We start from the raw sequence: 12,738 nt of genomic DNA, 5'->3' as shown, positions 1-12,738 counted from the left end.
TTACTTTCCTTCCGGCTTGATCTTGAGAGCTTGCGTCAGGGCGGTGTCGTGCGATTCGTCGAGGGCGTTCGGGTCGAGGTCGAAGAGGTCTCGCAGGGCCTTGGCGTAGTCGGGGGCGCCGGGCTGGCCGGCGAGTTCGCGGACGCGGACCGTCGGCTCGTGGAGGAGGCGCTGGACGACGCGGTGGACGGTGCGGGCGACCTCGGCGCGCTGGTCGTCGGTGAAGTCGCCGCGGCGGGCGACGCGGGAGAGCTCGGCCTCGACGATGTCGGCGGCGGCCGAGCGCAGGGCGGCGACGGTCGGGGTGACGGCGTCGGCCCGCAGCGCGTCGTTGTAGGCGGCGATCTCCTCGCTGAGGAGGCGCTCGACCTCGGCGAGGGTCTCGGCCCCGGCGCCGGTGGCGTCGGAGCGCTGGATCTGGGCGATGTCGATGACGCTGACGCCGTCGAGCGCGGCGACGTCCTCGGCGACGTCGCGCGGCAGGGCCAGGTCGCACACCACCAGCTTCTCCCGCCGATTCGCGAGGTCGGTGGCGTGGAGGATCGGCGCGGACGAGGCGGTCGCGCATACCAGCAGGTCGACGCCGCTCGCCAGCTCGGCGAGGTCGTCGTAGGAGGCCGGGGTCGCGCCGTATTCGACGGCGAGGCGGTGGGCCTTGCCGCCGTCGCGGTTGGCGACGGCGAGGCTGGCGGTGCCCGCTCGGGCGAGGGTCGCGGTGGCGAGGCCGCCCATGGCGCCCGCGCCGACGACGGCGGCGTCGGTCTCGGCGATGGGGCGCCCGAGTTCCTTCTCCGCCAAGGCGAGTGCGGCGGTGACGACGGAGGGGGCGGCGGCGTCGACGTCGGTCTCGGCGTGGACCCGCTTGCCGACGCGCAGCGCCTGCTGGAACAGCTCGTGGAGGTGGCGGCCGACGAGGTCGGCCTCGCGGGCGGTGTCGTAGGCGTCGCGCAGCTGGCCCAGGATCTGGGGTTCGCCGGCGACCATCGAGTCGAGTCCGGCGGCGACGCGGAAGGTGTGGGCGACGGCGTCGGCGCCGTGGCGTACGTACCCGCAGGAGGCGAAGTCGAAGTCGGCGTCGGTCTCGCCGAGGCCCCAGAGGCGGTGCAGCTCGTCGACGATCGCGGACAGGCCGCCGTGGAAGGTGGCGGCCGCCGCGTAGACCTCGACGCGGTTGCAGGTCGACAGCACCACCGCCTCGCGCACGTCGCCGCCGCGCAGGAGCTGCTCGGCCACCCGCGTGCCTCCAGCGGTGTCCACCGCGAGGCGTTCCAGGGTCTCGACCGCCGCACTGCGGTGCGAGATACCGACTACCAGGAGGTTCACTTCACCGTTCCCGTCTCTTGACGCCCTAGGGTCTTGTGGTGTTCGTGGAAGGAGAGGATCTGCAGTTCGACCGCGAGGTCGACCTTGCGGACCGCTACGCCCTCCGGCACTGCCAAGACACACGGCGCGAAGTTGAGAATGCTTGTGACACCAGCATCTACGAGCAGATCGGCCACGTGTTGCGCGGCCGCTTCAGGTGTGGCGATCACCCCTATGTTGATGCCTTCGTCACGTACCGCCTCCGCCAGGAGCGCCACGTCGCGCACCCGGACTCCGTCGAGGTCCTTGCCAATGATGCCCTGGTCAGCGTCGAAAAGGCCAACGACGTCGAAGCCGCGATTGGAGAAACCGGGATATCGGGCGAGCGCTTGGCCAAGGTGCCCAAGGCCGATGATGGCGACGCGGGAGTCGTCGGTGAGACCGAGCACGCCCGCGATATGGGTGGCCAGGGCGGCGGCGTTGTAGCCGACGCCGCGCATGCCGGAGGCGCCGAGCTGGGAGAGGTCCTTGCGGAGCATCGCCGAATTGACCCCGCAGGTGGCCGCGAGCGTCTCGGAGGAGACCGTCTCGACGCCGGCGTCGGTGAGCGCCGAGAGGGCCCGGAGGTATTCGGGCAGGCGGCGAACAGTGGCCGCCGGGAGATCGGCGGCCTTCGTGACAGGTGTGGGGACTAGCTCGCTCTCGGTGCCTTCGCCGGTCGTCGTCAATGAAGCTCCAGGTTCGTCGCACTGGGCTGTGGAAGACCTCAGCTTAGGACCCGGTTCGAATGAGGGAGCGCACAGGCGGTGCTTACCCTCCGTGCACGGACTCGGCGGCTCGCGGGCGCGGGTTGCGGTACACCCCCGTAACACCGGGCATGGCCCGGCTGTACCGAAACTCGACGCTGCCCTACGAGCCGCCGTCGTCACCCAGTTTGCCCGGAAAGGTCCGTCGATGACCGGAACTGAAAATATTCGGCGCGTCGCCGCGTCACCCGATCGACTGACTCCTTAGGACGCGCCGCCGAGGTCGCGCACCAGCCTCGGCACGTCGACGTCCCAGTAGCCGTGCTCGGCGCCGTCCAGCAGGACCACCGGCAGCCGGTCGCCGTACTCGCGGGCCATCTCGGGGTCGTCGGCCACGTCGACCTCGGCCCACGCCTGGCCCGTGGCCGCGGTGACGCGATCGAGATCGGCGCGCGCCGCACCGCACAGATGGCAATCCCTTGTAGTCAGCAACGTCAGCCTGCTCACCCTGGTCTCTCCCCAATCGCGCGTCCGGAATCGACGTCGCACAGCTTGTGCGACACCCTCCGTCATTCCTCGATCACTATTGAGCTCGAACGGGTCCGTGACCTCGGACCGCCGAACATCTGGGGAGGTAATGGTGGGATTCCGCCCCCGCATCGAAGGGTACGCCGACCGGCCGTGCAGAGCCCGACATCAATCGTGCCCAAGCCGTCACCGTCGGCGACACGCCGACGTCAAATCCGTCGCTCCGGCCGCCTCGATTCCTAAACTCAGGCGGGTCAGTCCCTGCGGGACCCGATCGCATGACTCGGCCCGACCCCTCACACGAGGAGGCCACTAGTGCCCGGTATTGCACCGACGCTCACAACACACACCGCCCCCTTCCTGCGCGGCAGCGCCTTTGCCGGCGTCCTGTCGTCGCCCGAGACCGCCATGGATCACCTACGGCAGGTGCTCTGGACCGTCATGAGCCTGAACACCGGCACCGCCGAGCAGCATTCGGTCGGCGCCGGCTCCCAGACTCCGGTCGCGGGTGCCTCGCCTGGCACCTCGCCCGGGAAGGACACCGAGGACCAGGCCGACGGCGAGGAGGTCGCCCAGCTGGTCGCACGCGCCCAGGACGGCGACGCCAGCGCCTTCGGCGAGATCTACGACCGCTACAACGAGACCGTCTACCGCTACATCTACTTCCGCGTCAACAACGCCCAGCTCGCCGAGGACCTCGCCTCAGAGACCTTCCTGCGCGCGCTGCGGCGCATCTCCAGCTTCTCGTGGCAGGGCCGGGCCTTCGGGGCCTGGCTCGTGACCATCGCACGCAACCTCGTGGTCGACCACTTCAAGTCCGGTCGCTACCGGCTCGAGATCGCCAAACCCGACGTCCTCGGCGCCGACACCGCCGAGACCGACCCGTCCACCTCTCCCGAGACCGCCGCGCTGGAGAAGCTGACCAACGCGACCCTGCTGACGGCGGTCAAGAAGCTCAACCCCGACCAGCAGGAATGCATTGTCCTGCGGTTCCTCCAAGGGTTCACCGTCGCCGAGACCGCCCGCACCATGGGCAAGAACGAGGGCGCGGTCAAGGCATTGCAGTACCGGGCCGTGCGGACCCTCGCCCGGCTGCTGCCCGACGGCTTCCGCGGCTGATTCCGCGGCTGAGACGCCGAAAAAATCTCGGAATGTCGGGAACCCGACACCAACCCGTCTAACCAGGGCCTCGGCCCTATGTCACGACCCACACTGCCGGGCCCGAGCCCGGCCAGGCCGTAACCTCAGGGGCGATTCGTGCGTTGTTACAGGTACAGGAGCAGAATCCACGCAGTGAGAGGGGGTGTACCCGATGAATATCAATCCCATGGAACGTCGGCGCGCGGAGGAATTCGCGCAGCTGCTTGACCTAGACGTCTCCACCCACCCTCACTTGCGCGACAGCGCCCACGCATCGGGGGCGTCGTCGGAAACCGACGAACTCATGGGGGTCACCGAGCAGCTCGGTGACCTCCGGACACAACTCATGGCGGCCAGCGAGCCGTCCGCCGACTGGCAGGACGCCACCCGGCGGCGCCTCATGGCCGTCGCCGCGGAAGAGGGCATCGGCGCGACGGCGCGGCACCGTGCCAGCGCCGCCGTGCCCACGAGCCATCGGGCACCGGTACTGGACGAGATGTTCCCCCGCCGCCCGCGCGGCGGACGGCGACTCGCCATTGTCGCGGCGCTGCTGACCGGGACCGTCGCCGTCTCGGGGGTCTCCGCGGCCTCCGGCGACGCCCTGCCGGGCGAGACGCTCTACAACGTCAAGCGCTCGGCCGAGCGGGCCCAGCTCGCGCTGGCCGGCAATGACATCGGGCGCGCCCAGCTCCACCTGGAGTTCGCGCGCACCCGCATCGCCGAGGCCTCCCAGGTCTCCGGTGACGACGAGGCGGCCGCCGACGCGCTCACCGACGCCGCCGGCAACCTTCGGGAGGGCGTAGCGCTCCTGGGGCAGCTGGCCGTCACGAGCGACGATCCCTCGCCGCTGGACTACATCGACCAGTTCACCAACGAGCACCGGTGGGTGCTGGACGACCTCGTCGCCAACCTCGACGGGGACGCCGGCGCCGTCGTCGATGAGCTCGCCGTGCTCATCGACGACGCCGCCGTCCGCTCGGTGGAGCTGCGCGAGGCGCTGCCCTGCACCGAGCTCGGGGGCGAGTCCGACTCGCTCGGTCCCGTGCCCGGCAACTGCGCGACCCACGACACGGTCGAGTCGGCCGAGCCCGAATCCCAGGGCCCCGGGGACGTCTCGATGGAGCCCTCTGAATCGGGCACCGATTCCTCCGGCTCGGGTTCGAATTCGAGTCCGGGCGAGGAGAGCACCCAGTCCGGCAATGAGACCGGCCAAAACCTGGACGGGGCCGGCAACAGCCCCGTCGACAACGCGGTCACAAGTCAGCCGTCAGACCCGGCATCGGGCGGAGCAACCGACGACTCCGAGGACGACGACGATGTCCTCGGTGAACTGACCGGTGTCGTCTCCGACCTGTTCAATTAGCGATCGCCTTGCGATCAGGCTCAGACGCTTTGGCGCTGGCCGGGCTCGGCCCGATCGGCGAGGCAGGCCGGACTCTGCGCGGCGGCGCCCCGGCATCGGGGCGCCGCCGCTCGGTTCGGTCCACGCCACGCGGACCGAACGGCCTGACCAACACCACTGCTGTCGGAGACGACGGTCGGTCCGCCGCCGCGCGGGCCGAACCGGATGAACCGCTCATATCGGCCCCGCTCAGAACCGCCGGGGCCGTCCTGCGCAAAAGCGCCCGAACCGGGCCGACCCTGAGAAGTAACTCGGCCCACACTGGAAATTCACCAAGCTCGCGTCCTGGCGTTACAGGGCGCCTTGCAGGGCCCGGTAGGCTTTTAGGGTGTCTGAGATAGAGGCTTCCATCAACGCCTCCGCCACGCCCCGACCCCCGGCCGCGCGCGTAGGCGGCGGCTCCAACCACCCCCTGCACCACTCCGTCGTCGTCGAACCCGATGCTCCGGGCGACGAGGAGCAAGCGGAGGGCCCTTCCGCGGCCTTCTTCGACGTCGACAACACGCTGATGCACGGCGCCTCCATCTACTGGCTGGCCCGCGGGCTCGCCCGCCACGGGGTGCTGTCCGGCCGCGACATCCTGGGCGCCGCCTGGAAGCAGGCGCGCTACAAGCTTCGCGGCACCGAGCACCACGGCCACATCTCCTCCATCCGCGCCACCGCGCTCAACCTCGTCGCCGGTTTCCCCGTCGACGAGATGCGCTCGCTGTGCGAAGAGGTGGTCGACCGCGATATCGCCCCGCGCATCCTCGAGCCCGTCCGCCGTCTCGCCGAGCGGCACCTCGCCGCCGACCAGGAGGTGTGGCTGGTCACCGCGAGCCCCGTCGAGCTGGCCGGGGTCATCGCCTCCCGGCTCGGGCTGACCGGCGCGCTCGGCACCATCGCCGAGATCGAGGACGGCTGCTACACCGGCGAACTCGTCGGCGACCTGATGCACGGCCCCGCCAAGGCCACCGGGATCGCCGAGCTCGCCGAGGAACGCGGTCTCGACCTGGCCCAGTGCACGGCCTACTCCGACTCCGCGAACGACCTGCCGATGCTCCGCAAGGTCGGCAAGGCCATCGCCGTCAACCCCGACTCCCGGCTCGCCAGGCAGGCCCGCCACAACGGCTGGCCGGTCCTGGACTACCGCCGGGGCCGCCGCGCCGCGAAGCTCGCGCTGCCCTCGGCGGCCGCCGCCGGGGTCGCCGCCGGACTGTTCTACCTGTTCAAGTCCCGCGATCGGGATTAGATGGCGGGAGCGCAGCGACTCACGTTGGCCGCGGCGATGGTCCTCGCCCTCGCCTGGCTGGCCTGGCCCTCCCCCGAACGCCCCTCCACCGCCAATACCGCGGTCGACCAGACGCCGACCGTCTGGGCCGCATGGGATCTGGAACCCGACGACTGGCCCGGCCTGATCGACGGCGCCGCGTGGACGCCGCTCTCGTTCCTCGATGAGGGCACCGCGCTCGGGACCGACGAGGCCGGGCGGCTGCTCTACGTCGAGTCCGGCGAGGAACTCACCGCGACGGTCCTGGCCGAGCCCGGCGGCTCACCCGGGATCGCCGCCACCGCCGCGAGCGACGACGCCATCGCCTGGATCCAGTCCACCCCGGACGAGGCCGGCCAGGTCGTATCCGAACTGTGGACGGCCCCGCGCGACCCGGACGGGCGGCCCGGCGAAGCGGAACTGCTGACCACCGACACCGGCGACGTCATCACCGCCGGCAGCGCCTACGACCTCCAGTTCGCCGCCGAAGGACTCCACTGGCTCGCCACCGCCCGCGACGCCGAACGCGTCACCGAGCACCGCTCGATCCCCACCTCCGGCGGCGAGGTCGAAGTGGTCGGCCACCGGGGCGCCTGGCAGGCCGCGGCCTGGCCCTGGCTCGCCAGCGCCGGTTCCGACTCGCTCGGCGGCGCCGAGCTGGTCCGCACCGACACCGGCGCGGGCGTCAAGGTCACCGCCGGGACGGACGAGCTCGCGATGTGCTCGGCCAGCTGGTGCCGACTGGTCGTCACGACCGACGACGGGTCCCGCGTCGACCTGGTCCGCAGCGACGGGACCGATCGCACGACCGTCGCCGAGGGTTTCACCTCGGCGGTGTCCGCCGATGCCGGTCTCATCGATCGCTTTGAGCCCCTTCAGGAGTCGAACGCGACCACCGGCGACGGCACCAAGGTCACGCTGTTCGATCTCGATACTGGCGAGACCTATCTGGTCGCCTCCGCCGCCGGGCAGACCGGGGCCGTCGAGCGTCATCTGTGGTGGTCGACCGGAACCGAGGAACTGCTCGTGTGGCACGTGCTGGACCTCACGGACCTCGCTTGAAGTCAACTACCGCCGATTGAGGCCGGTGGTTTGTCGCTCGTGTCCGCCGCTGGGTGCGGCGTATCGGCGACATTAGGCGTATTGACGAAAGCCCAGGTCTTGCGTGCGCGGTCGCGAACGTTGACCGCGGCTACCTGGTCGGCGGGCCCAGCGAGTCCGCAGCCGACACAGGCAAAAACATCTCGAGTAGGCCGGTTGGCCTTCGCAGTGTGCCCGCATAGCGGGCACCGGCGCGAGGTGTTCCTCGCATCGACGACCACGACCGGCACCCCGGCGCGGGCCGCCTTGTAGGCGATGAAGGTCTGGAGTTGGTGGAAGGACCACGCGTTGAGCTCGCCTCGCTGGGCGGCTGTGAGCCGTACCCGGTCGCGGATACCGGCAAGATCCTCGATGCCGATGCCGCGACCGGTGCGTTCAGCCGATGCTACGAGCTGCTTCGCGATGCGATGGTTCTGGTCTTTGACCGCCCGCGCCTCGCGGCGCGCACGGGCCTTGAGCTTCTTCTTCGCCGACTTGGTGGCCTTCGCCTGCAACTCCGCCCGGACCTTCGCCATGCGCCTGCGGTAACGCCGCAGCCCGGCACCCTCAAAGTTGTCGCCGTCCGAAGAGGTGGCGATATTGACGATCCCCATGTCCACCCCGACGAAATCGACCGGGTCGGTGTTCGCCTCGGCGTCGACCAACTCGACGGTCGCGAGCAGATACCAGGCGCCATCGCGACAGACCAGATCCGATTCGCCCTTACGGTGCCGCTCCAGGACTTTGAGCTGGTCGACATGGCCGGTGAAGCCGATACCGCGCATGCGCCCGGCCACGGTCCAGATCGACACCGTCCGCGCGTCATGCTGCCACGAAAGACACCGGTCGTCGAACGCCTGCGCCGCCTCAGCGCGGAACGCGACCGGCTTCCCCGTCACCTTCGCCGCGCGTTTACCTTGCAGCCGCCCGGCTTTGATCAGGGCCGCGATCGTGGCATAGGCGTGGCAAGTCTTCTTGATGACCAACTGCGCCATCTGCGAGCCGATCCCGCGATCTTTCAACTCGGCATAGGTGTGCTGCCGCAGCGCATACTCCCGCAGTAGCCCGTGTTTGAAGGACACGGCTGCAGTCCAGTTCGCGGCCTCGTTCACCGCGCGCAGCGTCGCGGCCAGCGCCTGCGCCTGCTCCGGCGTCGGAACCAGCTTCACCTGTATGACCTGCTTGCCCACGTGTTCAACGATAAAGACCGGATACGGTACGAACAGCCTTCCACAACCCGAACGGGTGATATGAACACCGTCACCCACCCGCTCGCAATCCCGCTACGTGGGACCGCACGCGGGCAGTCGCCCGAATACCTCCAGGACCTAAAGTGGCCTGGGTTCCTTCGTGAAACCTTCTGAATTGACTCCCCTGGAGGCGCGGGTAACGTCGAGTCCGTGACTTTGCCGCACGAAACGCCGTCCCGGCCCGCGATCATGGGGATCCTCAACGTCACCCCGGATTCGTTCTCCGACGGCGGACGCTACCTCGACTTCTCCGACGCGGTCGGCCATGGCGAGCAGATGGCCGCCGAGGGCGCCGATCTCATCGACGTGGGCGGTGAGTCGACCCGGCCCGGTGCCGAGAGGGTCGATGCCGCCACCGAGATCGCCCGCGTGGTGGACGTGGTCGCCGCGCTCGCCGAGCGGGACCTGACGGTCTCCATCGACACGACGCGGGCGGCGGTGGCCGCGGCGGCGATCGATGCGGGCGCGAGCGTCGTCAATGACGTCTCGGGGGGCCTGGCCGATCCGGACATGGCCTCGGTCGTGGCCGACCGGGAGGTGCGGTGGATCCTGATGCACTGGCGGGGGCACTCCTCGGACATGCAGCGGCTGGCGCATTACGAGAACGTGGTGGCGGACGTGAAGGCCGAGCTGGAGGACCGCGTCGAGGCGGCGCTGGACTCCGGAGTGGACCGTTCGAAGCTGATCCTGGACCCGGGGATCGGGTTCGCCAAGTCCGCCGCGCACAACTGGCAGTTGTCGGCGCGCCTGGACGAATTCGTGGGGCTGGGATTCCCGGTGCTGTTCGCGTCCTCGCGCAAGTCGTACCTGGGCAAGCTGCTGTCGGACGAGGGAGGCAAGCCGCGCCCGGTCGGACAGCGGGAGGCCGCCACACTCGCCACCTCGGTCCTGGCATTCGAGGCGGGCGCCTGGGGCGTGCGAGTCCACGACGTGGCGGGTACGGCGGACGCCCGAGAGGTCTGGATGGCGACGAGGAACGCCGCCTAAACGAGCGGCCGGATCATCTGTCGTACCCCGCGGGCACTGTTGTGAACCGGGGGGAGCTCCGATCCGACACACCCGACCCCGGGGGTCGGCGTCCCGCTCTCCCGCCCCGGTTTTCAATGGCCGTCTGGCCCATTTCCCACCAAATCACTTGGGCATGAGTTGTCCTAAAACCTGGAATGCGAGTTGCAGCCGGGTTCAACCTGCCCGTAACATTCGGCTCGTACTTCATCCAGAGCAACTGAGGGGCCCGGCCCGACGATGTTGCGGCAACCACCGAGCCGTCTTTCATAGGCGCAGCGGCAGGTGCCAAATCCGGCCCGCATGAGCGGGGAAGATGAGGGAGGAGCCTTCTCGTATGTCAAACACGCAGTCTGCGGAGCAGACCAGAAAACTCGGCGCCGATGGTCCGGCGAAAGGTCTCGTCTGTCGCAACTGCGGCACCACCTACGACCTGATCGCCCAGCACGCCTGTTGGCAGTGCTTCGGCCCGCTCGAAGTCGACTACGACCAGGCCGAACTGGCCAAGGTCACCCGCGAACAGATCGAAGCCGGCCCGCAGAACATCTGGCGTTACGCGCCGCTGCTGCCCGTCGGCGTCCACCCCGAGGACCGCGTCAGCGTCAACCCGGGTCTGACCCCGCTCATCGACGCGGTGCACCTCGCCAAGGCGCTCGGCATGAGGAAGCTCTGGGTCAAGGACGACAGCGCCAACCCGACCCACTCCTTCAAGGACCGCGTGGTCTCCACGGCCGTCTCGGCCGCGGTCAAGCTCGGCTTCGACCGCTTCGCCTGCGCCTCGACCGGCAACCTGGCCAACTCGGTGGCCGCGCACGCCGCCCGCGCCGGCGTCCCCTCCGTCGTGTTCATCCCCTCGGACCTGGAGCCGGGCAAGATCGTGCAGTCGGCGATCTACGGCGGCACGCTGGTGGCCGTCGACGGCTCCTACGACGACGTGAACCGGCTGTGCTCGGAGCTGACCGAGACCGACGAGTTCGAGTCGACCGCGTTCGTGAACGTCAATATCCGCCCCTATTACGCCGAAGGTTCCAAGACCCTTGGGTACGAGGTGGCCGAGCAGCTCGGCTGGCGCCTGCCCGAGCAGGTCGTCATCCCCATGGCCTCCGGTGAACTGCTCACCAAGATCCACAAGGCCTTCGAGGAGTCGGCCGAGATCGGCCTCGTCGCTCCGGGCGAGGTGCGCGTCTTCGGCGCCCAGTCCGCCGGTTGCAGCCCGATCGCCGACGCCTTCAGCGAGGGCACCGACGTCATCACCCCGGTCAAGCCGACCGGGATCGCCAAGAGCCTCAATATCGGTGACCCGGCGGCCGGTCCCTACGCGATCGAGGCCTGCCGTTCGACCGGTGGCGGCATGGCGAAGGTCGACGACGACGAGATCCGCGAGGGAATTCAGCTCCTGGCCTCCACCACGGGAGTATTCGCTGAAACCGCCGGCGGGGTCGTTGTCGCTACTCTCCGTAAGCTTCTTGAGTCGGGGCAGCTCGACTCGGAGAAGGAGACGGTCATCTACAATACCGGTGACGGGCTGAAGACGTTGGACGCGGTCTCATCCCTGGTGGGGCCGACGCACACCGTGAAGCCCTCACTCAAGGCGGCCCGCGAGGCAGGGCTTCTGAAGTCCTGAGTGGAATGACAGTGAAGCGCTTGCCTAACCGGCAAAATTATCACTCACTGTGACCGATAGGAAGGTTGTTGTCGGGTACCCGACAGAAAGAAGCGATCTTCGGGTCTTGACCGAATTCACTGAATGAGTAACAATTCTCTTTGCGGGAGGCCGCAGAAGTCCTGTCGCCACTCACCCGGTTGACTGCGAGTCCTGGGGCTAGAACGTGTCGAGCAGCGCCAGCCGGTGTCAGGAACTGCGGTCTCCCGACCAATTCCTTCCGAATGCCCTCTCCCCCAATGCCATGGCGAAATCGGCTTGCCCGAGGTCCCCGCGTTGGGCAGACTCAGCGGCATGAGTGACTTCACGATCGTCCCACTGGACACAACGGACCACGAACTGGTCCAGTCCTGGTTGTCCGCAGGGCAAGCCGTGCATGAACACGACAGCGTCGGACTCGCGGGCTGGCATCCGGTGCGCTCGCTCGTCGGACTCGTCCAGGGCTACAGCGACCGCGACGAGTTCCACTGGGTCGCCGTCTTCGGCGGTCAGGTCATCGGCACCTCCACGATGAACCTGTCGACGCTCGACAACACCCATATGGCGGACATCGAAGTCCAGGTCCGGCCCGAACACCGGCGCCGCGGCGTCGGCACCGCCCTGCTTCAACGCATGGAAACCGAGGCGGCCCAGGCCGGCCGGACCACCATGAGCTGCTGGGCCTCGGTGCCGATTCCCGACGGCCCCCCGATCAGCGACTCCTGCATCGGATTCGCCGCCCACCACGGCTACTCGGACTCGCTCACCACCGTCACCCGGCGCTGCGACCTCGACAAGGTGGACGACGAAGAGCTGCAACAGCTCTGGAACCAGTCCATGGAGGCCGCCGAGGGCTTCGAGGTCGTCGTCTTCGAGGGCACGCCCCCGGACGACCTCATCGACGGCTTCGCCTATCTCCACGGGCGCATGTACACCGACATGCCACTGGGCGAATGGGACCTGCAAGAGGCCGATATCGACGCCGACCGCATTCGCGACTGGGAGCGCCAGCGCCGCGAAAAGGGCGAACTCCATCTCCAGGTCGCGGTGCGACACAAGGAGAGCGGCGACGTCGCCGGATTCACCGAGATCATTATCGAGGGCGGCCGGGAGCACCACTGCTTCCAGGGCGACACCATCGTCGATCCGCGCTTCCGCGGCCACAAACTCGGCACGATCCTCAAGATCGCCAATCAGGTCCGCATTCGCGAATGGCGGCCCAAGATGCGTTACGTGTGGACCGGGAACGCCGAGACCAATCACCACATGATCGCCATCAATGAGGCGGTCGGCTATCGCAAGATCTACAACGAGGCCGTGTACCAGAAGAAGCTGAGCTGATCGGATCAGCCGGACTGCTTGGGCACCAAAGAATTCGAGGGCAAGGACACACC

11 protein-coding genes and 1 riboswitch are annotated in these 12,738 nt (G+C 68.6%); of the genes, 7 read left to right on the top strand and 4 right to left on the bottom strand.

Going from position 1 to position 12,738, the window contains the following annotated elements:
* The 3 genes from FAB82_RS12465 to FAB82_RS12455 form a co-directional block, all read right to left on the bottom strand.
* Positions 1-1,323 (bottom strand): glutamyl-tRNA reductase, encoded by a 1,323-nt coding sequence (locus tag FAB82_RS12465; RefSeq protein WP_136534870.1) that lies wholly within the window; start codon positions 1,321-1,323, stop codon positions 1-3.
* Complete coding sequence (locus tag FAB82_RS12460) at positions 1,320-2,030, bottom strand: redox-sensing transcriptional repressor Rex (RefSeq protein WP_136534869.1); 711 nt, start codon at positions 2,028-2,030, stop codon at positions 1,320-1,322. Before FAB82_RS12460 ends, FAB82_RS12465 begins: the two co-directional genes overlap by 4 nt.
* A gap of 282 nt (positions 2,031-2,312) precedes the next feature.
* Complete coding sequence (locus FAB82_RS12455; RefSeq protein WP_211116565.1) at positions 2,313-2,555, bottom strand: glutaredoxin family protein; 243 nt, start codon at positions 2,553-2,555, stop codon at positions 2,313-2,315.
* Between the two features lie 336 nt (positions 2,556-2,891).
* Here FAB82_RS12455 and FAB82_RS12450 point away from each other — a divergent pair, with 336 nt between their 5' ends.
* From FAB82_RS12450 to FAB82_RS12435, 4 genes are all read left to right on the top strand, one after another.
* Positions 2,892-3,695 (top strand): ECF subfamily RNA polymerase sigma factor, BldN family, encoded by an 804-nt coding sequence (locus tag FAB82_RS12450; protein WP_246039614.1) that lies wholly within the window; start codon positions 2,892-2,894, stop codon positions 3,693-3,695.
* Positions 3,696-3,903: 208 nt separating this feature from the next.
* Entirely contained in the window at positions 3,904-5,079 is a 1,176-nt protein-coding gene (locus FAB82_RS12445; protein ID WP_136534867.1) for a DUF5667 domain-containing protein, read from the top strand.
* A 367-nt stretch (positions 5,080-5,446) separates the two neighbouring features.
* Positions 5,447-6,349, top strand: a complete 903-nt coding sequence (locus FAB82_RS12440) for an HAD family hydrolase (protein WP_211116564.1) — start codon at positions 5,447-5,449, stop codon at positions 6,347-6,349.
* Positions 6,350-7,429, top strand: coding sequence for a hypothetical protein (locus FAB82_RS12435; protein ID WP_136534866.1), 1,080 nt, complete (start codon positions 6,350-6,352; stop codon positions 7,427-7,429).
* Between the two features lie 2 nt (positions 7,430-7,431).
* On the opposite strand, the gene FAB82_RS12430 is transcribed toward FAB82_RS12435, so the two are convergent.
* Positions 7,432-8,637, bottom strand: a complete 1,206-nt coding sequence (locus FAB82_RS12430; RefSeq protein ID WP_211116563.1) for an RNA-guided endonuclease InsQ/TnpB family protein — start codon at positions 8,635-8,637, stop codon at positions 7,432-7,434.
* 249 nt (positions 8,638-8,886) lie between these two features.
* Here FAB82_RS12430 and folP point away from each other — a divergent pair, with 249 nt between their 5' ends.
* The 3 genes from folP (at position 8,887) to FAB82_RS12415 (ending at position 12,685) form a co-directional block, all read left to right on the top strand.
* Complete coding sequence (gene folP / locus FAB82_RS12425) at positions 8,887-9,684, top strand: dihydropteroate synthase (RefSeq protein WP_136534908.1); 798 nt, start codon at positions 8,887-8,889, stop codon at positions 9,682-9,684.
* Between the two features lie 222 nt (positions 9,685-9,906).
* Positions 9,907-10,025, top strand: a riboswitch (SAM riboswitch).
* Positions 10,026-10,039: 14 nt separating this feature from the next.
* Positions 10,040-11,326, top strand: coding sequence for a threonine synthase (gene thrC, locus FAB82_RS12420; RefSeq protein WP_136534865.1), 1,287 nt, complete (start codon positions 10,040-10,042; stop codon positions 11,324-11,326).
* 333 nt (positions 11,327-11,659) lie between these two features.
* Entirely contained in the window at positions 11,660-12,685 is a 1,026-nt protein-coding gene (locus FAB82_RS12415; RefSeq protein ID WP_136534864.1) for a GNAT family N-acetyltransferase, read from the top strand.
* Positions 12,686-12,738: the final 53 nt, after the last annotated feature.

This window comes from Glycomyces buryatensis (assembly GCF_004912275.1).
In the GTDB taxonomy this organism is placed as follows: Bacteria; Actinomycetota; Actinomycetes; order Mycobacteriales; family Micromonosporaceae; genus Glycomyces; species Glycomyces buryatensis.
The sequence above is the reverse complement of the archived record's forward strand: the minus strand, read 5'-3'. Positions and strand labels throughout refer to the sequence as shown.

Excerpts from the sequence above, each read along its gene's own strand:
- FAB82_RS12445 (WP_136534867.1), top strand. The coding sequence starts at position 3,904 with ATGGAACGTCGGCGCGCGGAGGAATTCGCGCAGCTGCTTGACCTAGAC.
- FAB82_RS12435 (WP_136534866.1), top strand. The coding sequence starts at position 6,350 with ATGGCGGGAGCGCAGCGACTCACGTTGGCCGCGGCGATGGTCCTCGCC.
- folP (WP_136534908.1), top strand. The coding sequence starts at position 8,887 with ATGGGGATCCTCAACGTCACCCCGGATTCGTTCTCCGACGGCGGACGC.
- thrC (WP_136534865.1), top strand. The coding sequence starts at position 10,040 with ATGTCAAACACGCAGTCTGCGGAGCAGACCAGAAAACTCGGCGCCGAT.
- FAB82_RS12415 (WP_136534864.1), top strand. The coding sequence starts at position 11,660 with ATGAGTGACTTCACGATCGTCCCACTGGACACAACGGACCACGAACTG.